The 23,657-nt window shown below is 58.8% G+C and carries 22 protein-coding genes; 9 read left to right on the top strand and 13 right to left on the bottom strand.

All coding sequences use genetic code 11. The annotated features are described in order from the left end of the window. Positions 1 to 2: 2 nt before the first annotated feature. Together ABLU86_RS01980 and mtnA are read right to left on the bottom strand one after the other, a co-directional pair. Positions 3 to 608 (bottom strand): methylthioribulose 1-phosphate dehydratase, encoded by a 606-nt coding sequence (locus ABLU86_RS01980; protein WP_015367756.1) that lies wholly within the window; start codon positions 606 to 608, stop codon positions 3 to 5. A 25-nt stretch (positions 609 to 633) separates the two neighbouring features. Then, positions 634 to 1,659, bottom strand: a complete 1,026-nt coding sequence (gene mtnA / locus ABLU86_RS01975; RefSeq protein WP_047063579.1) for an S-methyl-5-thioribose-1-phosphate isomerase — start codon at positions 1,657 to 1,659, stop codon at positions 634 to 636. Positions 1,660 to 1,763: 104 nt separating this feature from the next. Here mtnA and mtnK point away from each other — a divergent pair, with 104 nt between their 5' ends. Next, the gene (gene mtnK, locus ABLU86_RS01970) at positions 1,764 to 2,963 is read left to right on the top strand and encodes an S-methyl-5-thioribose kinase (protein ID WP_032712846.1); all 1,200 of its coding nucleotides are present in this window, start codon (positions 1,764 to 1,766) and stop codon (positions 2,961 to 2,963) included. Positions 2,964 to 2,971: 8 nt separating this feature from the next. Here mtnK and ABLU86_RS01965 read toward each other — a convergent pair whose 3' ends face one another. The 3 genes from ABLU86_RS01965 to ABLU86_RS01955 are packed head-to-tail and all read right to left on the bottom strand — an operon-like array spanning position 2,972 to position 6,554. Then, positions 2,972 to 4,036 (bottom strand): sugar ABC transporter substrate-binding protein, encoded by a 1,065-nt coding sequence (locus ABLU86_RS01965; protein ID WP_032714061.1) that lies wholly within the window; start codon positions 4,034 to 4,036, stop codon positions 2,972 to 2,974. Positions 4,037 to 4,056: 20 nt separating this feature from the next. Beyond that, positions 4,057 to 5,055 carry an ABC transporter permease gene (locus tag ABLU86_RS01960; RefSeq protein ID WP_101739224.1) on the bottom strand — a complete coding sequence of 333 codons (999 nt, stop codon included), beginning with the start codon at positions 5,053 to 5,055 and terminating at the stop codon, positions 4,057 to 4,059. After that, positions 5,052 to 6,554, bottom strand: coding sequence for a sugar ABC transporter ATP-binding protein (locus ABLU86_RS01955; protein ID WP_348796172.1), 1,503 nt, complete (start codon positions 6,552 to 6,554; stop codon positions 5,052 to 5,054). The genes ABLU86_RS01960 and ABLU86_RS01955 overlap by 4 nt, the downstream gene beginning before the upstream one ends. A gap of 306 nt (positions 6,555 to 6,860) precedes the next feature. Between ABLU86_RS01955 and ABLU86_RS01950 the strand changes: the two genes are divergently transcribed. The 3 genes from ABLU86_RS01950 to ABLU86_RS01940 all read left to right on the top strand — a co-directional run bounded on the left by ABLU86_RS01950 (position 6,861) and on the right by ABLU86_RS01940 (position 8,469). Then, positions 6,861 to 7,604 (top strand): 3-oxoacyl-ACP reductase family protein, encoded by a 744-nt coding sequence (locus ABLU86_RS01950; protein ID WP_015704716.1) that lies wholly within the window; start codon positions 6,861 to 6,863, stop codon positions 7,602 to 7,604. 183 nt (positions 7,605 to 7,787) lie between these two features. After that, positions 7,788 to 8,090, top strand: a complete 303-nt coding sequence (locus ABLU86_RS01945; RefSeq protein WP_015367763.1) for a type II toxin-antitoxin system RelE/ParE family toxin — start codon at positions 7,788 to 7,790, stop codon at positions 8,088 to 8,090. Beyond that, a complete protein-coding gene (locus ABLU86_RS01940; protein ID WP_015704715.1) occupies positions 8,065 to 8,469 on the top strand; it encodes a helix-turn-helix domain-containing protein in 405 nt (134 codons plus the stop codon). Before ABLU86_RS01945 ends, ABLU86_RS01940 begins: the two co-directional genes overlap by 26 nt. On the opposite strand, the gene ABLU86_RS01935 is transcribed toward ABLU86_RS01940, so the two are convergent. From ABLU86_RS01935 to entC, 7 genes are all read right to left on the bottom strand, one after another. Continuing rightward, positions 8,466 to 8,663, bottom strand: a complete 198-nt coding sequence (locus tag ABLU86_RS01935) for a YbdD/YjiX family protein (RefSeq protein ID WP_002893903.1) — start codon at positions 8,661 to 8,663, stop codon at positions 8,466 to 8,468. The genes ABLU86_RS01940 and ABLU86_RS01935 overlap by 4 nt on opposite strands. Positions 8,664 to 8,742: 79 nt before the next feature. Further along, the gene (cstA, locus tag ABLU86_RS01930; RefSeq protein WP_015367765.1) at positions 8,743 to 10,848 is read right to left on the bottom strand and encodes a pyruvate/proton symporter CstA; all 2,106 of its coding nucleotides are present in this window, start codon (positions 10,846 to 10,848) and stop codon (positions 8,743 to 8,745) included. A 268-nt stretch (positions 10,849 to 11,116) separates the two neighbouring features. Continuing rightward, positions 11,117 to 11,530 carry a proofreading thioesterase EntH gene (entH, locus tag ABLU86_RS01925; RefSeq protein WP_042893316.1) on the bottom strand — a complete coding sequence of 138 codons (414 nt, stop codon included), beginning with the start codon at positions 11,528 to 11,530 and terminating at the stop codon, positions 11,117 to 11,119. Continuing rightward, positions 11,531 to 12,286 (bottom strand): 2,3-dihydro-2,3-dihydroxybenzoate dehydrogenase EntA, encoded by a 756-nt coding sequence (gene entA, locus ABLU86_RS01920; protein ID WP_015367767.1) that lies wholly within the window; start codon positions 12,284 to 12,286, stop codon positions 11,531 to 11,533. Next, positions 12,286 to 13,137 carry an enterobactin biosynthesis bifunctional isochorismatase/aryl carrier protein EntB gene (entB, locus tag ABLU86_RS01915; RefSeq protein WP_015367768.1) on the bottom strand — a complete coding sequence of 284 codons (852 nt, stop codon included), beginning with the start codon at positions 13,135 to 13,137 and terminating at the stop codon, positions 12,286 to 12,288. The genes entA and entB overlap by 1 nt, the downstream gene beginning before the upstream one ends. Positions 13,138 to 13,150: 13 nt before the next feature. Then, on the bottom strand, positions 13,151 to 14,758 hold the full coding sequence (entE, locus tag ABLU86_RS01910) for a (2,3-dihydroxybenzoyl)adenylate synthase EntE (protein WP_015704713.1): 1,608 nt from the start codon (positions 14,756 to 14,758) through the stop codon (positions 13,151 to 13,153). Positions 14,759 to 14,767: 9 nt separating this feature from the next. Then, positions 14,768 to 15,943, bottom strand: coding sequence for an isochorismate synthase EntC (gene entC / locus ABLU86_RS01905; protein ID WP_116326475.1), 1,176 nt, complete (start codon positions 15,941 to 15,943; stop codon positions 14,768 to 14,770). A 187-nt stretch (positions 15,944 to 16,130) separates the two neighbouring features. Between entC and fepB the strand changes: the two genes are divergently transcribed. Together fepB and ABLU86_RS01895 are read left to right on the top strand one after the other, a co-directional pair. Next, a complete protein-coding gene (gene fepB / locus ABLU86_RS01900; protein WP_045411826.1) occupies positions 16,131 to 17,090 on the top strand; it encodes a Fe2+-enterobactin ABC transporter substrate-binding protein in 960 nt (319 codons plus the stop codon). A gap of 228 nt (positions 17,091 to 17,318) precedes the next feature. Next, positions 17,319 to 19,448, top strand: a complete 2,130-nt coding sequence (locus ABLU86_RS01895; protein WP_348796171.1) for a glycosyl hydrolase family 18 protein — start codon at positions 17,319 to 17,321, stop codon at positions 19,446 to 19,448. A 58-nt stretch (positions 19,449 to 19,506) separates the two neighbouring features. Here ABLU86_RS01895 and entS read toward each other — a convergent pair whose 3' ends face one another. Next, positions 19,507 to 20,748 carry an enterobactin transporter EntS gene (gene entS, locus ABLU86_RS01890; protein WP_101739227.1) on the bottom strand — a complete coding sequence of 414 codons (1,242 nt, stop codon included), beginning with the start codon at positions 20,746 to 20,748 and terminating at the stop codon, positions 19,507 to 19,509. A gap of 112 nt (positions 20,749 to 20,860) precedes the next feature. On the opposite strand from entS, the gene fepD reads away from it, so the two are divergent. Genes fepD through fepC form a run of 3 tightly spaced genes read left to right on the top strand, consistent with a single transcriptional unit; the run spans position 20,861 to position 23,648 of the window. After that, positions 20,861 to 21,868: a Fe(3+)-siderophore ABC transporter permease gene (gene fepD, locus ABLU86_RS01885; RefSeq protein WP_086630825.1), complete on the top strand. Its 1,008-nt coding sequence runs from the start codon at positions 20,861 to 20,863 to the stop codon at positions 21,866 to 21,868. Next, positions 21,868 to 22,857, top strand: a complete 990-nt coding sequence (gene fepG, locus ABLU86_RS01880; protein ID WP_086630824.1) for an iron-enterobactin ABC transporter permease — start codon at positions 21,868 to 21,870, stop codon at positions 22,855 to 22,857. Before fepD ends, fepG begins: the two co-directional genes overlap by 1 nt. After that, entirely contained in the window at positions 22,854 to 23,648 is a 795-nt protein-coding gene (gene fepC, locus ABLU86_RS01875) for an iron-enterobactin ABC transporter ATP-binding protein (RefSeq protein WP_020079374.1), read from the top strand. The genes fepG and fepC overlap by 4 nt, the downstream gene beginning before the upstream one ends. Positions 23,649 to 23,657: the final 9 nt, after the last annotated feature.

Genomic DNA, 23,657 nt, shown 5'->3' with positions numbered 1-23,657 from the left:
CTTTATGCATAGCGGCGGCGCAGCAGCTCGCATTCGAAGAGAAATTCGAGCCCTTCCAGCTGACGCCGCGCCTCGCTAACATCCCTGCCCCAGCAGGTTAAGCCGTGGCCGCGGATCAAAAATCCATAACGCAAAGGATGGCTACGGGCATACGCTTCAACCCGCGCCGCCAGCGCCTCAATATCCTGATCGTTATCAAAAATCGCCACCGGTACGCTATCGAGATGGCTATGCTGCCCGCTCAGCGTTTTTTGCATTTCATAGCCCTGCAGCTGCAGGGTATCGCTGGTTTCAAGACGTGAGAGCACCGTAGCGTGCACGGTATGCACGTGCAGCACGACGTTCGCTTCAGGAAACAGGCGATAAACCAGCGTATGCAAGCCGGTCTCCGCCGACGGTTTACGGCCCGACGGCGCGCGATTGCTGGCGATGTCTACCTGTAAAAAATCGTCGCTGGTCAGGCTGCCCTTATCGCGCCCCGATTCGCTCAACCAACACCAGCGCGCATCCTCGCGTACTGACATATTGCCGCCGGTTGCCGGCGCCCACCCTTTTGCGCCAATCCAGTGACAGGTGGTCACCAGTTGTGCGAGTCGCTCTTGCCACATAATCGTTCCTTATCACTGTTAACCGTTACGCCAGCGGCGCAAAAATACCGTCCGCCACCTGCTGTGGCGTGACCACGCCGCTATCCAGCACCCAACCGCTGATTAACGCGGCTGGCGTCACGTCAAAGGCCGGGTTATAAACCGGCGCGTTTTCTGGCGCCCACTGCACGGCGCCAAAGCTGCCTTTTACGCCGGTCACCTCTTGCGCCGCACGCTGTTCAATCGGGATCGCCGCGCCGTTCGGGCAGTAGCGATCGAGAGTGGTTTGCGGCGCCGCCACGTAGAAAGGAATACGATGATAGTGAGCCAGCACCGCCAGCGAATAGGTCCCAATTTTATTCGCCACGTCGCCGTTGGCGGCGATACGATCCGCGCCGACCCATACCGCATCAACCTGCCCCTGCGCCATCAGGCTGGCGGCCATTGAGTCGGTAATCAGCTGATACGGCACGCCCAGCTCCCCCAATTCCCAGGCGGTCAGGCGCCCGCCCTGCAGCAGCGGCCGCGTCTCATCGACCCAGACGTTAGCCACCTTGCCCTGTTCATGGGCCAAAGCGATAACCCCCAGCGCGGTGCCAACCCCCGCCGTCGCCAGGCCACCGGTATTACAGTGGGTCAACAAACGGCTACCCGGCGTTACCAGCGCATTGCCAGCTTCGGCAATGCTGGCGCACAGCTGTTTATCTTCCGCAATCAGGCGCAGCGCTTCGGTCTCCAGCGCCTGCGGATAGTCTTCCTGCGCCAGCGCCTGCTTCATACGATCGAGATTATTCATTAGATTGACCGCCGTCGGCCGCGCCGCGCGCAGGGTTTCCAGCGCCTGAGCAAGCTCGTCGCGGGATAAGCCGCGCTGCGCCAACAGCGCCAGCAGCAGACTGGCGGAGAGACCAATCAACGGCGCGCCGCGCACCCGCAGGGCATGAATATGGTCCACCAGCAGCGCAACGTTATCCGCCGCCAGCCAGCGTTTTTCCTGCGGCAATGCCTGTTGATCGAGAATAAAAAGCTGATTTTCGCTTACCCGCAGGCTGGTGGTCTGTAGTGTCTGCATATCGTTAAATCCCTGTTGCGTTGTTGTATCACATTGTGTCAGGATGAAATCCAGATGTATAGACGTCTGAACGGCTTAATTCAGCACTTTTGAGGATCGAGGCAATGTCGCAATACCATACCTTCACGGCCAGCGATGCGGTGGCTTACGCACAACAATTTGGCGGGCTCGACGATCCGTCTGAGCTGGTGTCGGCGCAGGAGGTAGGCGACGGCAATCTCAATCTGGTGTTCAAAATTTTCGATGCTCAGGGCGTGAGCCGGATTATTGTTAAGCAGGCGCTGCCCTACGTGCGCTGCGTCGGCGAATCCTGGCCGCTGACCCTCGACCGCGCGCGCCTCGAAGCACAGACCCTGGTCGCCCACTATCAGCACAGCCCGCAACATACGGTACACATTATTCATTTCGATCCCGCTCTGGCGGTGATGGTGATGGAGGACCTTTCCGATCACCGTATCTGGCGCGGCGAGCTTATCGGCAACGTCTACTATCCGCAGGCGGCAGGCCAGTTGGGCGAATATCTGGCGCAGACGCTGTTCCACACCAGCGATTTCTATCTCCATCCGCATGAGAAAAAAGCGCAGGTGGCGCAATTTATCAATCCGGAAATGTGCGAGATCACCGAGGATCTGTTTTTTAACGATCCGTATCAGATCCACGAGCGCAATAACTACCCGGCGGAGCTGGAAGAAGAGGTTGCCGCCCTGCGTGAGGACGCTCAGCTTAAACTGGCGGTCGCGGCGCTGAAGCACCGCTTTTTTTCACAGGCCGAAGCCCTGCTGCACGGCGATATTCATAGCGGCTCCATCTTCGTCGCTGAAAATAGCCTTAAAGCCATCGATGCCGAATTTGGCTATTTCGGCCCTATCGGTTTTGACGTCGGCACCGCCATTGGCAATTTGTTGCTTAACTATTGTGGTCTACCTGGCCATCTCGGCATTCGCGATGCCGCCGCCGCGCGCGAACAGCGGCTCAACGATATACAGACCTTGTGGCACACCTTCAGCGAGCGTTTCCAGGCGTTAGCGACGGAGAAAACCCGCGATGCGGCGCTGGCCTGCCCCGGTTACGCCTCAGTATTCCTCAAAAAAGTATGGTGCGATGCCATTGGATTCTGCGGAACTGAACTGATACGCCGCAGCGTCGGGCTTTCACACGTCGCCGATATCGATTCGATTCAGGACACGGCCATGCGCCACGAATGCCTGCGCCATGCAATTACGCTCGGCAAAGCGCTGATCGTCATCGCCGAGCGTATCGATAGCGTGGACGAACTTATCGCCCGCGTACGTCAGTACAGCTAACCGCGTGATTATTTATGTTGGGCTTCCAGGGTGGCAAACCACGGGGCAATAAAATCTTCGGTCTGCCCCCAGCCTGGGATGATTTTCCCCAGCGACGCCACGTTGACCGCCCCCGGCTGTGCCGCCAGCAGCGCCTGCGGAATGGCCGCCGCTTTGAAATCGTAGGTAGCCGGGGTGCTTTCCCCGGCAATCTTATTGGCAATCAAGCGCACATTGGTGGCGCCGATGAGTTTCGGGTCGACCGCCACGCTAACCTTCCACGGGCTACCGGCCTCCCGCATCAGCTGTAAATCCTGATTGGAAATATCGATGCTGTAGAGTTTGATTTCGCTGCGCCCGTTTTCTTTCAGCGCCTTATAGGCTCCCTGACTAAAGGCATCCCATGTCCCCCAGATGGCGTCAATTTTACCTTTAGGATACTTAGCCAGAATCGCGCCAACTTTGTTGGCCGTGTCACCCTGCACGTCGGATGAAACGGCACCGATAGACTCCAGCTCTTTAATCCCCGGATTTTGTTTTAGCAGCGTCTGGTAGGCCGCCTGGCGGCGCTCCATTGGCGGGAAGCCTGCCACCCATAGCTTGATAATGTTGGCCTTGCCGTTGAAGTCTTTTACCAGTTGGCCAAAAGAGAGCTCGGTCAACGAGGCGTCATCCTGCTGGCTAACCGTCACGCCGGGGACGGATCCCTGCACCGCGGTATCGAACACCGCCACTTTGATCCCGGCATCGACCGCTTTTTTCACCAGCGCGGTCGAGTAGGGATCGCGCCCCTGGGAAAGAATAATACCGTCGTATTTCTGGCTAATGGCCTGATTGACGAAATCCTGGAACTTCGCGTCATCACCGTTGCTCAGGAAAGCGCTGACTTTAAAACCGAGCTTTTTACCTTCCTGAATCGCCCCGGCGACAAACTGGGTAGTGTTATCGTCAGAACCGAGATTGCGAATCACCGCGATGCGGATCGGGCCGTTATGCTCAGCGATCGCCGCCGGAACCGGCGTCGGGGTCTGCGCCAGCGCTGCCATCGACTGCAGCAGGCCCAGCGCCATAAGAGAAAGTGCTATCTTTTTCATTTTGTTTACCCTGTAAAGTGTTAGGTCCGGCGCTGAAAATAGGTCAGTGCCAGCGCGCCAGCCAGCACCAGCCCTTTAATAATGTCCATCGCGTAATAGGGCACCGACAGCATCACCAGTCCATTGGAAAGCACGCCAAGGATAACCGCTCCCACCAGCGTCCCCAGCGCATTCGGCTTGCCGGAGCCCGCCAGCGAAAAGCCGATCCACGCCGCCGCGACCGCATCCATCAGGTAACCGCCCCCGGCGTTCACCTGGGAAGAACCAATCCTTGATGCCAGCAGAATGCCGCCCAGCCCGGCCAGCAGCGAGGCAATCACGTAGGCCGCTACTTTATAGCGCGTGATCCGCAGGCCGGAGAGCCTCGCCGCCTCCGGATTACCGCCGATGGCGTACATCCGCCGCCCGTGGGTGGTGAACGACAGCGCCAGCTGCGCGATTAGCGTTACCACCAGCATGATAATGACGATGATCGGTACCTGCCCCAGCGCGCCAAACGCCGCCGGAATCGTGCCTTCAGCCATATCGCCGCTCGGCAACACCATATTCTCGGTGATCGAGCCGCCGTAGCTGTAGGTCATCGCCACCCCCTGAATCACAAACAGGCTGGCAAGCGTGGCGAGCATGTCAGGAATGCGCAGCACCACGATCAGAAACGCGTTGAATAACCCCACTAGCGTACAGAGCGCGAGGGTAATCAGAATGGCTTCAGTGGTGTTCAGGCCGTGCCAGACAAACAACGAAATCACTAACGCATTCGCCAGCGACGCCGTCGACCCCACCGACAGATCGAAACCGCCAATAGTGAGCGAAATCGACACCCCGATGGCAATCACCGTCACGATAGCGATGGAGCGCAGAATGTTGATGATGTTAAAGGGATCAAGAAAGTTATCTGAGGCTAAACCAAAGACGCCAACCAGCAGCACCACGGTCAGCAACATGCCCCATTTATAGAGAAAATCGAAAAACCGCTGACGGCCCGATACCGTCGCGTTGACTGCCAGGGCCTTGCTCACGCTGCCGCTCCTCCGGTGGAGTAATAAAGAATTGTATCTTCCCGCGCCTCGGCGCCGGGAATTTCCGCCACAATGCGCCCATCCCACAGCACGCAGATGCGATCGCACAGGCCTACCAGCTCGGAAAATTCGCCGGAGGCGTAAATCACGCCCCGGCCTTCCCGCGCCAAGCCATCAATCAACTGAAACAGATCGGTTTTCGCTTTAACGTCCACCCCTTTCGTCGGTTCGTCGAAAATCAGCACGTTTGCACTGCCGCGCAGCCATTTGCCGATGGCCACTTTTTGCTGATTACCGCCGGAGAGACGGCGCAGTGACTGCCCCGGTCCGGTGGCACGCACGCCGATACGGGCAATTACCTCCTGCGCCCACCGCCACGCCTGCCGATGGCCGAACAGGCTCCAGCGCGAAAAGCTGTTATCGGCGCTGACCGCCAGATTCATGGCGATCGCCTCATCAATGAATATCCCCTCTTTGCGCCGCTCTTCCGGCACCAGCGCCAGCCCCTGGAGGACGGAATCGGCCGGATCGCGCGGCCGCCACGGCTGGCCGTTAAGTTCGCCGTAGCGCAGTCGGCTTTTGCTGGCGCCGAATAAGGCTTTGCAGAGTTCAGTTTTCCCCGCGCCCGCCAAGCCGGCGATGCCGAGAATTTCCCCCTTATGCAGGCGTAGCGAGATATCCTGCAACAGCGCCTCGTCATGCAAACCGTCAACCTGCAACAGCACCTCTTCGCCATGCGGCGGACGCGCAGGCGGGAAAATATCGCTCAGCTCGTGACCGAGCATTTTTTCGACGATCTGCTCACCGCTGAGCTCGGCCATCGGCCCGCTTTCGATTAAACGGCCATCGCGCAGCACCGTCAGGGTGTCGCAAATCGCTTTCAGTTCATGAATACGATGCGAAATAAAGACCACGCCGATCCCCTGCTGTTGCAGACGACGAACCACCGCAAATAAGCGTTCGCTTTCGTGCTGATCCAACGGCGCGGTGGGTTCATCAAGAATCAAAAAACGGCAGTGGTGCGACAGTGCGCGAGCCAGCAGAATTTGCTGCTTTTCGGCAAGGGTACAGCTATCGATTGAACGTCGAACGTCCAGAGCAATATCAAGCTGCGCCAGCGCTTCGCGCGCCTGCTGACGCACCCGCGACCAGCGAAAAACCGCACCCGGTTCAGCCAGCCTGTCCAGCATGATGTTTTCCGCAATGCTCAGCCCCGGAACCAGCGCAACATCCACCTCCTGCTGTACCAGATGAATCCCCAGTTGCTTTGCATCGCGCGGCGAACGAATGCTAACCGGCTGGTTATTGATCACCACTTCACCTTCGTAATCGGCATGCGTCCCGCACAACACCGCCATCAGCGTCGATTTGCCTGCGCCGTTGGCGCCGGTCAGCGCATGCACCGTTCCGCCCTTAAGGGTAAACGCCACCTTGCTCAGCGCCTGAAAGCCGGAAAAGGCCAGGCTAATGTTATGCATCTCAAGGCGATTCACGCTCATCACCCTCCCCAGGCAATTAATATTCTGATTTAACGAATTTTTCACAGCCGCCGATGCCTGACAACTGCGTAAAAAGCATAAGCTAAAACCAAATAATATTAGCCATCTGGATGTCCAGACATAACATCAGGTTAGCCCAACACCCATAATGAGCGCTTCCCGCCCTGGCAGCGCTTTAGCCTGCCGGCGACGTTAACCCCTGACGCTTTGCGCGCGACGTTTGAGAAGGTGGAATACTTCAGCCGTTAATCACCCAGACCATCTATACCTAATGATGATTCTCACCACTCTCGTAACGAGGTCATCATGCAGATCGATTTAACAGGTAAGAAGGCGCTGGTTACCGGCGCCAGCCGTGGGTTGGGTCGCGCTATTGCGCTGTCGCTGGCGCGCGCCGGCGCCGATGTGGTTATTACGTATGAAAAATCGGCCGATAAAGCCCAGGCGGTCGCCGATGAAATAAAGGCCCTGGGTCGGTACGGCGAAGCGGTGCAGGCCGACAGCGCCAGCGCGCAGGCCATTCAGGATGCCGTCACCCATGCGGCCCGGGCCCTCGGCGGACTGGATATTCTGGTCAACAACGCTGGCATCGCCCGCGGCGGTCCACTGGAATCCATGACGCTGGCGGACATTGACGACCTTATCAACGTCAATATTCGTGGGGTGGTCATCGCTATCCAGGAAGCGCTGGTGCATATGTCCGATGGCGGACGGATCATCAACATCGGCAGCTGTCTGGCCAACCGCGTAGCCATGCCGGGCATCGCGGTTTACGCCATGACCAAGTCCGCCCTCAACTCCCTGACCCGTGGCCTGGCGCGTGATTTAGGCCCTCGCGGGATCACCGTTAACCTTGTCCATCCAGGGCCGACCAACAGCGATATGAACCCGGAGGATGGGGAACAGGCGGAAGCCCAGCGCCAGATGATTGCGGTCGGTCACTACGGCCAGCCGCAAGACATCGCCGCGGCGGTCACCTTCCTGGCCAGCCCGGCCGCTGGGCAGATCTCCGGTACGGGGCTCGACGTGGATGGCGGCCTGAACGCCTGATCGCATATTTTCTGCAAGCCTCTGTCGCCCGGCAGAGGCCTTCCCGCGCCGCCTCGACGGGTTACGCTTTGCCTCTTACCTGCGTTTTTTCTCCGCTCTACTGTACTCCATAAGAAATTCGGAATTTATCTAATAGTCTTATTATTTCCTTATGTTTTGTGTGGGCGTACAGTGGAGGTACGGATGAAGATTGTCTGGTCAAAAACGGCAAATAAGCAATTTTCTAAAATCGATAATCGGTATAAGAACCGCATTAAATCCAGGCTGGAGAAGATGAATGATAAAGCTTCACCTATCTCGGATATCAAAAAATTGTCCTTTCCCGAAAACCACTACAGGCTGCGATTAGGTGATTACAGAGTCATCTACACCTTTGGGGATCCGCCGGACGATACCTGCTACGTAGTGGCGGTTAAACGCCGAACCACCACCACCTACCTTCATGAGGAACATACCGAATATGACTATTCAGTACATCAAGGATGAAGAAGGAAAAGACCAGTATGTCGTCATTCCTTACAGTGATTACTTTCGTATGCGCCTGGCTCTGCTGGAGTACGACGACGAGGATGAAAACAATTGGGAAGATATTTCTTATGAATCAGATATCTATGATAACGTAATGCTGCCAGGGGATGTCTGCGACGTGATGCATAAAGAAAACGTCAGCCTGCAGGCCGCGTGGCGTATCCTGCGCGGACTCTCACAGCGGGAGGTCGCGGCTAAACTCGGCATCAGCCAGTCCGCGGTGTCACAGCTGGAAGCACTGGACTCCCGTCCGCAGAAGCGGACCCGCGAAAAACTGGCGGCGATTTACGGCTGTACCCAGGAGCAAATCAGCCTCTACTTACCGAAAGAAGGCTAGCAGCACTTCGCCCCGCCCTTACCGCCATAGCGCGCGTCCTGGCGTTCGCGAAAGAACTCTTCATAGGTCATCGGCGTCTGATCCGGGTGGGTTATTCGCATATGCTCGACGTAGTTATCGTAATCCGGCACGCCGATCATCATCTTCGCCGCCTGGCCTAAATATTTTCCTGCTTTTGAAAGGGTGTCGAACATAATGAGTTTCTCGCTTATTTCCCTCACCCCAGCCCTCTCCCACAGGGAGAGGGAGGAGAAGAAAGGTAGGCCAAACAGGTTAATGCGCGCGTTTTGCCTGCGCCGTTAAGCCCTGCGCATCCGCGGGCATCGCTTCATACGGCGTCTCTTTCGCCGTCGGTTTATCCTCTTTCAGCGCCGCCAGCGCGGTTTTAATCGAGAACAGCGCCAGAACCACCACCACAATCATAAAGAAGATAGTCAGCCCGGCATCGAGACGGTTATTAAACACCAGCTGCGCCAGCTGCGATTCCGTATATTGCGGCGGAATGGCGCCGCTGTCGATCATCGCCTGGAATTTATTGGCGATGGCCAGGAAGCCGACTTTGGTATCCGGGCTAAACGACTTCTGCCAGCCGGCGGTCAACGTACAAATCAGCAGCCAGCTTGTCGGCAGCAGCGCCACCCACGCATAGCGCTGGCGTTTCATCTTGAACAGTACCACCGCGCACAGCATCAGCGCCATCCCCGCCAGCATCTGGTTGGCGATACCGAACAGCGGCCACAGGGTATTGATGCCGCCCAACGGATCGACCACCCCCTGATGCAGGAAGTAGCCCCACGCCAGGACGCACAGCGCGGTCGCCAGCAGGTTAGCCGGCAGCGAGCTGGTTTTTTTCAACCCCGGACTCACCACGCCCAGCAGATCCTGCAGCATGAATCGCGCCGCGCGGGTGCCGGCATCAACCGCCGTCAGGATAAACAGCGCCTCAAACAGAATGGCGAAGTGGTACCAGAAAGAGACATCCATCAGCCCGCCCAGCGAGCCGTGCAGAATGTAAGCCATCCCCACCGCCAGCGTCGGCGCGCCGCCGGCGCGTGAAATAATCGACTGTTCGCCGACCTCGCTGGCAATCTGGCGCAGCGTATCCGGGGTTATGCTAAAGCCCCAGCCGCTCACCACCTGCGCCGCCGAGGCCACAACATCGGTGGTTCCCGCCGGCGCCAGCACCGCCATCGGGCTGTTCATCGCGAAGTAGACGCCCGGATCGATAATACAAGCCGCCACCAGCGCCATAATGGCGACGAAGGATTCCATCAACATGCCGCCGTAGCCGATAAAGCAGGCTTGCCCTTCGTTGGCCAACATTTTCGGCGTGGTGCCGGAGGAGATCAGCGCGTGGAAGCCGGAAACCGCGCCGCAGGCGATGGTGATAAACAGGAACGGGAACAGGTTGCCGGTCCATACCGGGCCGGTGCCGTCAACGAACTTCGTCAGCGCCGGCATGGTCAACGTCGGGCGCATAATCAGGATGCCAATCGCCAGCCCAACGATGGTGCCGATTTTCAGGAACGTGGAGAGATAGTCGCGCGGCGCCAGCAGCAGCCAGACTGGCAGTACCGCAGCCACAAAGCCGTAACCCACCAGAATCCAGGTCAGCTGTACGCCGGTGTAATCAAACCACGGCGCCCAGGTCGGGCTTTCCGCCACCCAGCCGCCGGAAATGATCGCGAACACCAGCATCACCAGGCCTATCACCGACACCTCACCGATGCGCCCCGGGCGCAGATAGCGAATATAGATGCCCATAAAGATCGCCAGCGGGATGGTAAAGGCGACGGTGTATGTCCCCCACGGACTGTGGGTCAATGCTTTCACCACGATCATCGCCAGTACCGCGAGGATGATCACCATGATCATAAAACAGGCCACCAGCGCCAGTACGCCAGCGGTTGGCCCCATCTCCTCTTTAACCAGTTCGCCAAGCGAACGGCCATCGCGACGGGTCGAAACAAACAGCACCATAAAGTCCTGTACGGCGCCGGCCAGCACCACGCCGGCGAGGATCCAGATCATCCCCGGCAGGTAGCCCATCTGCGCGGCAAGCACCGGGCCAACCAGCGGCCCTGCGCCGGCAATCGCCGCAAAATGGTGACCGAACAGCACTTTTTTGTCAGTCGGAACATAATCGAGGCCGTCGTTATGTCGTACCGCCGGCGTCATCCGCGTTGGGTCAACGCCGAGGACGGTTTTGGCGATATACAGGCCGTAGAAACGATACGCGATCAGATAAACGCAGACCGCCGCGACGACAATCCACAGCGCATTTATCTGCTCACCCCGGTTTAAGGCGATATAGCCGAGGGCAAAGGCTCCGATCACGGAGAGCAGTGTCCAGATAAGGTATTTCCCTGAATTATTCATTGTTGTGGTCCACCGGTAGGGTAATCAGGATGTTACAGTTTGTTTCTAGAACACAACGCAGAGTTTAACAACTTCGAAACAGCGCAGATGCCATGCCGCGGCGGAGATTTGTCTCACATTGCTAGCGAGATCACTTAAGGCAGGAAAATAAATGAAAGGATTACCGTGAACGGTGCCGTTTTTTTGTCGGGTGGCGGCTAACGCCTTACCCGACCTACAGATCCGTAGCCCGGCTCAGCGCAGCGCAAGCCGGGGAAATAGCAGCGTCTTAGCCAAGCACCGCGGTTCCCAGACGACAGGTGCAGCAGCGCCGCCCTTTTTCGTCATACACCACAATTTCCCAGCTCTGACTCTGGCGGCCAAGATGCAGCGGTCGGCATTCGCCGCGCACTTTACCGCTGGAGACCGGACGATGGTGGGTAGCGTTAAGCTCGGTGCCCACCACACATTGCCCTTCTTCGGTCATCAGCCAACCGGCCATCGAGCCCAGCGTCTCCGCCAGCGCCGCGGAAGCGCCGCCGTGCAGCAGACCAAACGGCTGATGCGTGCGCGCATCCACCGGCATCTCCGCCTCCAGCAGCGCCTCCTCCAGCCGGGTGTAGACAATACCCAGATGCGCCACCATGGTGTTTTCGCTGCTGGCGTTCAGCGCCGCAAGCGTGAGCTCTCGTTTCCAGGACATCTACGCCCCCAGCGTCGAGCCGCCATCGACCACAATATCCTGCAGCGTAATATGGCTGGCGTGAGAAGAGGCGAGGAACAAAATGGTATTGGCGATCTCCTGCGGTCGGGCGATTTTGCCCAGCGGGATGCCAAGCTTAAACTGCTCGCCAAATCCGCGGATCCGCTGCTGTTCAGCATCTTCATTGACCCACAGGGTACGTTGCATATCGGTGTCGGTGGAGCCCGGCGATACCAGGTTGCAGCGCACGCCGCTACCTGCCAGCTCAAGCCCGACGGTCAACGCCAGGCTTTTCAGCGCCGCTTTCGAGGCGCCATAGGCGCTCATGCCGATACGCGGCGTATGCGCGGCATCGGAGGCGACGGTGACGATCGCCCCGCCCCGCTGACGGCGGAACTGCGCCATCGTCTGCTGAAACAGATTAAACGCGCCGCCGACGTTCACAGCGAAAGTCTGCTGCCAGTCCTCCGCGCTCAATTGATCGGTCGCCCCCATGCGCAGGATCCCGGCGGCATTCACCAGCACGTCCAGTCGTTCGATATCGTTGAGCAGACGCGCGCAAACGTCGCGTACCTGGTCGGCATCGGCGACGTCCAGCATTTCGGTGGCAAACGGATAACCTTCGCCGTCAAAGGCAAGGTCGAAACCGGTGACGTTGGCCCCGGCCTCGACGAAAGCCAACGCGGTGGCATAGCCAATGCCTTTACCTGCGCCGGTCACCCACACGGTCTGGCCGTGAAAATCCAGCGCCGCCATTATTTCACCTCGCGGGAGAGCAGCGCCCACCAGGCGTCGATGGTCGGGTTTTTCGCCAGCATCACGAAGTCGATATCGCCGTGTACTTTGCGCCAGCGGGCGGCCAGCGCCATCATACGCACCGAATCCAGACCGTAGTCGATCAGGTTTTCATCATCCAGCGGTTCGTCGGATTCGTCGAGCAGCGGCAGAATTAGCGCGCGCAGCGCCGCTTTGGAGGCCGGCAGCGGCAACAATTCTTCGGTCATCACCACGCGTCCAGAACGGCCGGCGACGTATTTCAGCGCCATCAAATGCTCTTCGCGGCTGAAATCTGCCAGCGCGTCGGCGACAAAGAACGGTTTGATATCGCGCATAAAAGCGTCGGTGGCGGTGGTCATGCAGCCGATATGGGCGTAAACGCCGGTGATGATCAGCTGGTCGCGGCCGGTCTCTTTCAGCATCTCTTCAAGCGGTGAGCGATGAAACGCGCTGTAGCGCCATTTCACCAGCACCGTATCCTGTTCATCCGGCGCCAGCGCGGCAATCACCTGCTGCTGTTCCGGCGAGCGAGTCAACCCCGGCCCCCACATATCATTCAGCAGGGCGCGGTCTTCGTCGCTCTGCTCTTTCGGCTGGGCGGTGTAGTACACCGGAATGCCGTTTTGTTTGCAGAAGTCGCGCAGGGCGGCAATATTGGCCACCACTTTTTCCATCATCGCGCTGTTTTCGCCCCAGAAGTTGAGGAAATACTCCTGCATATCGTGGATCAGCAGCGCGGCGCGCGACGGCTCAAAGGCCCAGTTAACTTTGTTGGCCGGAATATCGCTGGCTTCCGGCAGCGCGTAAGCCTGTAATTTAGGGATTGCCATTCTCTGTTCTCCTTCAGCCCAGCTTGCCTTCGGCCAGCCACTGACGTAATTGTTTTTTATCGACTTTGCCCACCGGCGTCAGCGGCAGCGCGGCAACGCACTCCACGCGATCCGGCAATTTAAATTCCGCCACGCCCTGCTCGCGCAGGAAACGGCGCACCGCGACGGCGCGCAGCGGCGATGTCACCACCAGATAAGCACAGCTCTTCTCGCCCAGCAGATTGTCTTCAATGCTAACCAGCGCGGCGTGGATCACCGCCTCATGGCGCAGCAGCAGGTTTTCTATCTCTTCAGCGGCGATCTTCTCGCCGCCGCGGTTGATCTGATCTTTTTCCCGGCCCTGGACGGTGATATAGCCATCTTCATCGATCGAAATCAGATCGCCGGAGCAGTAAAATCCATCGGCATCAAAGGCTTCCGCGTTATGTTGCGGGCTGTTGTAATAGCCGCGGAAGGTATAAGGGCCGCGGGTCATCAGACGGCCCACTTCGCCGCGCGGCAGTGGGTTACCGTCGGCATCCGCCACCCACACTTCGTCGTCAGGGCACATCGGGCAACCCTGGGTGTTGATAATCCGCTGCGGGCTATCGTTGAGGCGGGTGTAGTTAACCAGCCCTTCCGCCATGCCGAACACCTGCTGCAGCTGGCAGCCGATTTCCGCCGGGATACGCGCGGCGAGCGTCGCGGACAGGCGCGCTCCGCCAACCTGCAGCAGCTGCAGCGATTGCAGTTGCGCGTTGCTGCCCCATTCATGAATAGCCTGCAGCCACAGGCTGACCGCCGGCGGCACCAGCGATGCGACGTTAATCTGATGTTTTTCGATCAGCGGGAAACACAACGTGGCGCTCGGGTCAGCGGCGAGGATCACCCGGCCGCCGGCGAGAAAGACGCCCAGCGATCCGGGCGAGCTCATCGCATAGTTATGCGCCGCCGGCAGCGCGTTGAGATAGCGCGTGTCGGCGTTAATCCCGCAGATCTCGTTGCTGCGGCGGATACTGTAGTCGTAATCGTTATGGGTTCGCGGAATAAGCTTCGGCGTCCCGGTGCTGCCGCCGGAGAGCTGGAAAAAAGCCACTTCGTCAGCCGGCGTCGGATTGGCGACAAAGTTATCCGCCGTGCGGTTAATTTCCGTTGCCAGGTCGCGCTCGCCGCCATCGTTACGCAGCAGCGCGACACGCAGCGAAGGATGCTCAGCGATAAAACCATTAAGGAAACTATCGTCAGCAAACAGCGCGTGCTCGCGATCGGCAATCAGCAGCACCGGTTTAATCTGCGCGGCATAGGCGTTGAGTTCGCTGCGCTGATGGCTAAACAAAGCGTTAACCGGTGCGACGCCGATGCGCAGCAGCGCAAAGAAAGTAATGTAGAACTCGGCGACGTTGCCAAGCTGCACCAGCGCGGTTTCTCCGCGCTTGAGTCCCTGATGCTGCAGGGAGGACGCGAGGTTATCCACCAGTTGGTTAAACTGGCGGTAGCTAATCTGCCGCTCGCCGTCGATAATCGCCACGGCGTCATTGTCCGCATGACGAGTAATCAGATTGGTTAACGGCAGATCCTGCCAGTAGCCTTTTTGACGATAGCGGGCCGCAAACTCTTCCGGCCAACGGGTAAATGCAATCATCCTTGCCTCTTAATTCAAGCCAAATACGTTGAGCATGGTGGTGAGTTTGACGCCGGTTTCACGCCATTCGCCCAGCGGCGAAGAGGCCGGGACGATACCCGCGCCGGCAAACAGGCGCAGCGAGCGTTGATGTAAGCGTGCGCAGCGGATGGTCACTACCCATTCGCCGTTGCCTTCGTCATCGCACCAGCCGACAATGCCGCCAAACAGTTGGCGATCGAAGGGTTCGAGCTCGGCAATCAGCCGCTTCGCCACCTGGTGCGGGAAGCCGCTCAGCGCCGGGGTCGGGTGCAGCAGGCAGGCCAACGACATGGCGTTTTCTTCCGCCAGCGCCGTACCTTCGATCGGCGTCGCCAGATGCCAGAGCGTCGGGGTGGTAATCAGCTGCGGCGATTCCGGTAGCGACAATTGGCTACTGCGCGGGCCCAGCACGCTCTTCATCGCCTGCGTCACCAGCTCATGCTCATGGCGATCTTTGCCTGACGCCAGTAGCTTATTACCCGCTTCCCGGTCCAGCACATCGTCAGGCTGGCGGCGGGCGGAGCCGGCCAGCGGCAGCGAACTGAAGTGCAGTCCTTCTTTACGCAGTAGCAGTTCCGGGCTGGCGCCCAGCAGCACATCACCATTGGACAGTGGAACATGGAAGTTAAAGCTCGCCGGGTTCTGGGCGATCAGCCGCTCCAGCAGCGCGCCGCTATCGACCCGGTCGCGGGTCGTGATATCAATCAGCCTTGAGAGCACCACTTTGTCGACTTCCGGAGTCGCCGTCAGCACGGCGGCGCGTTCCACCATCGCCAAAAACTCGTCCTGTTCCGGGATCTCCTGACGATCGACAACATCCATCGCCTTGAGCGGCGCCGCGTAACGCGCGGACTGCTGTTTGTCGGTACGGGAGAAGGTTTCCCAGCGTTCGGGAATATAGAGCTCGGAAGGCTGATTGGTGTCGAACGGAATCGCCCCGACCATGACCGGCTTGCGGATCCCCGCCGCGCGGGCTTCGGCAAAAGCGGCTGCCATTTTCTGCTGGAACTCGCCGTTCAGCGAATCACCGCCGACGGCAGGCTGGGAAAAACGGCTAAAACAGCCGGTGGTACTGAAGCTGCGGTACGGCGACATAAAGAAGAAGCTTTGCGGCGACAGGGTCTGCGTTTTTTCCTGTACATCCTCAGCCAGTGACGTTTCCATATCATCCTCCAAAAACGATAAAGATATTAAGAATAATTATCATTTATATTTTTGTTGGCTAACCTAAAAGGTATTGCTCTCCTTGTCAACCGCACAAACAGCAGGTTATGCGACTTACACTTGCATCCGTACAGTACAATGTTGAAAATGAGACGTATTTACTACAACTGACTCAGGATGCGAATTCGTGAATTTTGCCACTTTTTGCCGTCGTACTTTACTCGCCAGCGGGCTGTGCCTTTTAGGAATTAACTCAGCGCTGGCGGCAGACTGGCCGCGTCAGATCGTCGATAGCCGCGGCCCCCATACGCTGGAGAGCCAACCGCAGCGCATCGTCTCGACCAGCGTCACCCTCACCGGATCGTTGCTGGCTATTGATGCGCCGGTGGTCGCCAGCGGCGCGACCACGCCGAATAACCGCGTGGCAGACGCGCAGGGCTTTCTGCGCCAGTGGGGCGATGTCGCTAAAAAGCGCAACCTGGCGCGACTCTATATTGGCGAACCCAGCGCCGAAGCGGTGGCGGCGCAGATGCCGGATCTGATTCTGATAAGCGCCACCGGCGGCGATTCCGCGCTGGCGCTGTACGACCAGCTGTCGACTATCGCGCCGACCCTTATCATCAACTACGACGATAAAAGCTGGCAGACGCTTCTTACCCAATTAGGGCATATTACCGGTCACGAAAAGCAGGCGGACGCGCGCATTGCCGAATTCAATAAACAGCTCGTTTCGTTAAAAGAGAAACTGAAGTTGCCGCCGCAGCCGGTGACCGCGCTGGTTTATACCGCCGCAGCGCATAGCGCCAATATCTGGACGCCGGAATCAGCGCAGGGTCAGATGCTGGAACAGTTAGGCTTTAAGCTGGCGACGCTGCCGGGTAACCTGCACGCCAGCCAGAGCCAGGGTAAGCGTCACGACATCGTGCAGTTAGGCGGCGAGAATCTGGCGGCGGGTATCAACGGCGAAAGCCTGTTCCTGTTCGCCGGCGACCAGAAAGACGCCGAGGCCATTTACGCCAACCCGCTACTGGCGCACCTACCGTCGGTTGCCGCTAAACGCGTTTATCCGCTGGGGACCGAAACCTTCCGTCTGGACTACTACAGCGCCATGCTGGTACTGCAGCGTTTATCAGCGCTCTTTGCCTGATTCTCTCCCCGGCGCCCTGCGCCGGGATCTCATTTCACATCATAACTCACACCATCCTGTTGTTATAAAAGAATTTTTTATTTCTTTCCTCTCTTGATACCTCATCGGCGCCTCACGCGAATCATCATCGTTTCAGGTGTTGTTTTGTGATTAGCCATCGTCGCCGCCTTCCCTGAATATCTGCCCCACACCACTTGAGGTGGACATTCAACTCAGAAGGAACTTACCGTGACCACTAGCAAATTGATCAAGGGCGATACCCTGACCGAAACCAGCAATGCGGCAGATGGTTTTAACCCGGCAACTGAAGTCAGCAACTACAGCTATACGTCAGACCGCGTCGCTAAACCGGTCTATAACAAATACAAAAGCGCGACCAACAAACCAAAGGTCTTCGGTTACTACACCGACTGGTCTCAGTACGATGGCCGCCTGCAGGGCAGCGATGCGAAAGATAACCGCGGACGCGGCTACGACCTGACCAACGTCTCCCCTACCGCTTACGATAAAATCATCGTTGGCTTCGTCGGCGTAACCGGCTTCCATAAAGTGGATGGTCTGTATCGCGATGTGGTAGCCGAAGGGGCTGAGCAGTGCGGCAAAGTCAAATATGAACCGACCTTCCTCGACCCGTGGGGCGACTTCCAGTCTTACGTTAACGTTGGCCACAGCGTCAGCGGCTGGGATATCGATCCGAAAACCGTAACCCAGACAAACACCAAAGGCCTGCTCGGCGGTCTGCGCGACCTGCAAGCGAAAGCCAAACAACAGGGCCACAACCTGGTGCTGTCCATGAGCATCGGCGGCTGGAGCATGAGCAACGGTTTTCATGAAACCGCGGCATCTGATTCCTCGCGTAAAATCTTCGCTAAAGGCGTGGTGAAGCTGTTCAAACAGTTCCCGATGTTCAGCGAAGTGGATATCGACTGGGAATACCCGAATGCCGAAGGCGCCGGCAACCCCTACGGCCCGGAAGATGGTGAAAACTATGCGTTACTTATTGCCGAACTGCGTAAGCAGCTGGATTCTGCCGGCCTGAGCGATGTCAAAATCTCTATCGCCAGCTCCGCCGTGGTGAAGACCTTTGATTATTCCAACGTCAAAGCGCTGATGAATGCCGGCCTGTACGGCATCAACGTCATGACCTATGACTTCTTCGGCACCCCGTGGGCGGAAAGCATCGCGCACCACACCAACCTGAAAGCCATTGAGCAAGGCGGCTGGGCGATTAACACCATCGTTGAACATCTGCTGGCGGAAGGTTTCCCGGCTGAGCGCATCAACATCGGTTACGCCGGCTATACCCGTAACGGCCGCAACGCCGAGCTGGAATCGCTGTCTCCGCTGAAAGGCACCTATAACCCGGGTAACGGCACCACCGTCGGTACCTTTGAATCCGGTACCAACGAATGGTATGACGTCATTTATAACTACCTGGATCTGGAAAACCAGAAAGGGCGTAACGGCTTTAACGTCTATACCGATCAGGTTGCTGACGCTGATTTCCTCTACAACCCGGAATCCAAACTGTTTATGTCGCTGGATACCCCGCGCACCGTCAAAGCCAAAGGGGAATACGCTGCCAGTCTGGGCTTAGGCGGCCTGTTCACCTGGACTATCGACCATGATAACGGCGTGCTGGTTAACGCCGCCCGTGAAGGTCTGGGCTACGAAATCGCCTCTGAAGTTATCGATATGGAGCCGTTCTATTTCGAAGGCATTAACGTTGTGCCAGCTGATGAACAAGAAGACGATAAGTCAGAAGATGAGCCAACTGAACCGACGGTAAACCATGCGCCGGAAGCGGCAATTGAAATGATGGTCGTAGGCGGCTCCCGCGTACGCCTGTCCGGGGAAAAATCGTCTGATGAAGACAGCGACGAGTTGAGCTACAGCTGGGGCGTGCCGGCAGCGATTGATGTTGCGGATAAAACCGCCGCGGTTATTGAGTTCGATGTTCCGGAAGTCACCGCGGATACCGAGTTCACTTTCACTCTGTTCGTTCGCGATAGCTGGGGCGAACCGTCAACCCAGCAGCGCTTTATTCTGTCGGTGGTCGTCGCCTCCCAGGGTGAACCAAGCGCTGACGAGCCAGCCGATGAGCCGGCAGATGAAGCGGCTGACGATGAAAAAGACGCCGATGACGTGCCGGCACAGGAAGACGATGTTGTACCATCTGACGAAACCACGCCTTACCCGCTGTGGGATGCCAAAACCGTTTATGGCGGCAACTGGGGTACCTTTGAAACCGTGAGCTGGAAAGGCCACAACTACCAGGTGAAATGGTGGTCTCAGGGCAACCAGCCTGACCTGTACTGCGGCCAGTTCGACGTCTGGAAAGATCTCGGCGCGTACTAAGGGTTATAAATGAAACCAGGCCCCGGAGCAATCCGGGGCCTTTTTGCTGTTGTCGCGCTTAACTTTCGCTGACCATTTCCGGACGCTGAAAACGACGTAGCTCGCGTAATAAGCCAACCAGTAATACGCCAACAATCACCAGCGCCCAGCCGCTGGCGCTGGCGGAAGCCACCGGGGTCATCACCGCCCCTAATCCGCCAAGCAACGCCGCGCCAATGGCATCGCCGGTGACGTTCTGCGCGGTCCACAGGCCATTAATGCGCCCCAACATATTCTCCGGCGTTTGCGTCTGGATAAGCGTGTATTGTAGCAGCGAGCTTATCGCGCTCAGCCAACCAAACAGCGCCAGACAGAGCGCGCCCAGCGCCCAGAACGGCATCACGCTGAACAGCGCAATCGCCACAAACGACCCTACCGTCGTTATCAGCATCAACGCCCCCGGCTTCGCGGTATGCGCCAGTTGTCCGCTGGTTAACGCCCCCAGCGCCGCGCCAAGCGGAATGGCGGCATACAACAGGCCAATCTGCGAATTTGACATCTGCCAACCTTCCGCCAGCGCCGGATAAAGCACCCGCACCGCGCTGGCCATCGTCAACAGGCCGCCGAGCAGCGCAATGCCGCCAATAAGCGGGCTATTAAAGAGAAATTTCAGCCCCGCCAGCAACGATTTCAGCGGATGCTCGCGCGGCTGCGGCGGTGGCGGCAGCAGCGGCAAGCGTAGCAGCGTCAGGGTGGTAATGAACGTCCCCGCCGCCGCCAGGCCATAGTTCCAGGCCACGCCGCCGGTCGCCAGCAATAGCCCGCCGATCATCGGCGATATCACCGAACCGAGACGCACGGTCAGCATGGTGATCGCTCCGGCCTGCATCAGGTTTTCGCGGCCGACTAAAGCCGGCGTTGCCGCCAGAAGCGCGGTCACGCCCAAAGAGGCGAAGAAGCCATCCCAGATCCCCAGCAGGTAAATTGCCGCCAGCGAGGGTTCCGGTAGCATAGCGTTCAGGCACAAGCCGACGAAGCCCACGCCGCAGGTGCCACGCGCCAGCAGGATCAGGCGTTTGCGTTCATAACGGTCGGCCAGCACGCCGCCGACCATCAGCCCAATGAACATCGAACAGCCGGTCAGCATCACCGAGAGCCCCACCTGCCAGGTCGAATGGGTCATCATCTGGATTTGTACCGGGATCGCCACGCCTAGCAGGCCAAGCGACAGGATAGAGATAAAGCGAGCGATAAAGACGGCGCGGAACGCCGGATGGGTGCGCAGGAGGCTGACATCAAGCAGCCGGGAAGGTCGGTTCATGCAAGGGCCTTGTCGTTATTTTTCATACCATTTTTATGGTTTCTCATGGTAACATACCTGAATAAAATCGATAACGATAATTAATATCATTATCATGTCAGGGATTTGAATTATGTCGTTTTCTACGACCACGGTGCGCGCCGTCGCCGTGCCTGGTCTCTTGTTACTTTTAGCTCTCGCGATTGCGCTCAGCCTGCTTATCGGCGCCAAACCTCTGCCGCCTTCGGTGATTGTCGATGCCTTCTCCGGCAGCTGTCAGAGCGCCGACTGCACTATCGTACTGGATGCCCGCCTGCCGCGTACGCTGGCCGGATTGCTGGCCGGCTGCGCGCTCGGTCTCGCCGGCGCGCTAATGCAAACCCTCACCCGTAACCCGTTGGCCGACCCGGGCCTGCTCGGCGTCAACTCCGGCGCCAGCTTCGCCATCGTGCTCGGTGCGGCGCTGTTGGGCATCACTTCGCCGCAGGAGCAGTTGCTGATGGCCTTCTGTGGCGCCTTCGCCGCGTCGCTACTGGTCGCGTTTACCGGCAGCCAGGGCGGCGGCCAGCTTAGCCCGGTGCGCCTGACCCTCGCGGGCGTGGCGCTAGCGGCGGTACTGGAAGGCTTATCTAACGGCATCGCCCTGCTCAACCCGGACGTGTATGACCAGCTGCGCTTCTGGCAGGCCGGCTCGCTGGATATTCGCACCCTGCAAACGCTGAAAATCGTCCTGCTGCCGGTGCTGATTGCCGCCGTGGTAACCCTGTTTCTTAGCCGGGCGCTGAACAGCCTGAGCCTCGGCGCCGACACCGCCACCGCGCTCGGTAGCCGGGTCGCGCGCGCGCAGCTTATCGGCCTGCTGGCAATTACCGTCCTGTGCGGCAGCGCGACGGCGCTGGTCGGCCCTATCGCCTTTATCGGCCTGATGATGCCGCATATGGCCCGCTGGCTGGTGGGGGCGGATCACCGCTGGTCATTGCCGGTTACGCTGCTCGCCACCCCCGCCCTGTTGCTGTTTGCCGACGTGCTTGGCCGCCTGTTGGTGCCTGGTGAACTGCGCGTTTCGGTGGTCAGCGCCTTTATCGGCGCGCCGGTGCTGATCTGGCTGGTTCGCCGTCAGCCGCGAGGAGGTGCGCTGTGATGGCTCCCTCCCGCCGCCTGATCTTCTGCTGCCTGCTGCTGATCGCCGCCAGTCTGCTGGTGTCCCTGCTCGGTCTGGGTAATGGCCTGGTGCCGCTCAGCCTGGAACAGGTGGTTTCCGCGCTGCTCGGCGACGCGCCTCGCAACGTCAGCATGGTGGTCAACGAATGGCGCTTGCCGCGCGTGCTGATGGCGCTGCTGATCGGCGCCGGGCTTGGCGTCAGCGGCGCCATTTTTCAGTCATTGATGCGTAACCCGCTGGGTAGCCCGGACGTGATGGGCTTCAACACCGGCGCCTGGAGCGGCGTGCTGGTGGCGATGGTGATGTTCGGCCAGAACCTGACCGCCATCGCGCTGGCGGCGATGCTTGGCGGCGTGCTGACCTCGCTGGTGGTGTGGCTGCTGGCGTGGCGCAACGGCATTGAAACCTTCCGCCTGATCATTATCGGCATCGGCGTGCGCGCCATGCTGGTGGCATTCAATACCTGGCTGCTGCTGCGCGCGTCGCTTGAGACTGCCCTTTCCGCCGGGTTGTGGAATGCCGGTTCGCTCAACGGCCTGACGTGGGGCAAAACCTGGCCATCGGCGCCGCTGATCCTGCTGATGTTAGCGTGCGGCGCGCTGCTGGCGAGGCGGATGCGGCTGCTGGAGATGGGCGACGATACCGCCTGCGCGCTGGGGGTTCAAGTCGAACGTTCACGCCTGCTGCTGATGCTGGTGGCGGTGCTGCTGACCGCTTCCGCCACCGCGCTGGCCGGGCCTATTTCTTTCGTCGCGCTGGTCGCCCCGCATATCGCCCGGCGGATAAGCGGCACCGCACGCTGGGGGTTAACCCAGTCGGCGCTGTGCGGCGCGCTGCTGCTGGCGCTGGCCGATTACTGCGCCCAGCGCCTGTTCATGCCTTATCAGTTACCGGTAGGGGTGGTCACCGTCAGTCTTGGCGGTATCTACCTCATCGCGTTATTAATTCAGGAGTCCCGCAAAAAATGACCGCTGTAACTTCCCGTTTGCGCGGCGACCAGTTGACCCTGGCCTACGGCAAAAAGACCATCGCCGAATCGCTGAACGTCACGATTCCTGACGGCCATTTCACGGCGATTATCGGCCCCAACGGCTGTGGTAAATCAACCCTTCTGCGCACCCTCAGCCGCCTGATGACCCCGTCCAGCGGCCACGTTTATCTCGATGGCGAGCAGATCCAGCGCTACGCCAGCAAAGAGGTGGCAAAGCGGATCGGCCTGCTGGCGCAGAATGCCACCACGCCCGGCGATATCACCGTACAGGAACTGGTGGCGCGCGGGCGCTATCCGCACCAGCCGATGTTTACCCGTTGGCGTAAAGAAGACGAAGCAGCGGTAAATAACGCGATGCGGGCGACGGGTATTGTCGACCTCGCGCTGCAGAGCGTGGATACCCTCTCCGGCGGCCAGCGCCAGCGAGCGTGGATTGCGATGGTACTGGCGCAGGAGACGGCGATTATGCTGCTTGATGAGCCGACGACCTGGCTGGATATCAGCCATCAGATCGACCTGCTGGAACTGTTAAGCGAGCTGAATCGCGAGAAGGGATATACGCTGGCGGCGGTACTGCACGATCTCAATCAGGCCTGTCGTTACGCCACCCATCTGATCGCCCTGCGCGACGGTAAGATCGTTGCCGAAGGCGCGCCGAAAGAGATCGTCACGGCGGATCTGATTGAGCGTATCTACGGTCTGCGCTGCACGATCATCGACGATCCGGTGGCGCATACGCCGCTGGTAGTGCCGCTGGGTCGCCGATAATCTTTTCTA

Source organism: Klebsiella sp. JN_Kp121, assembly GCF_040062145.1.
Lineage (GTDB): Bacteria > Pseudomonadota > Gammaproteobacteria > Enterobacterales > Enterobacteriaceae > Klebsiella > Klebsiella aerogenes.
Note: the sequence above shows the minus strand (reverse complement) of the source record. Positions and strands in the feature narration are given on the sequence as shown.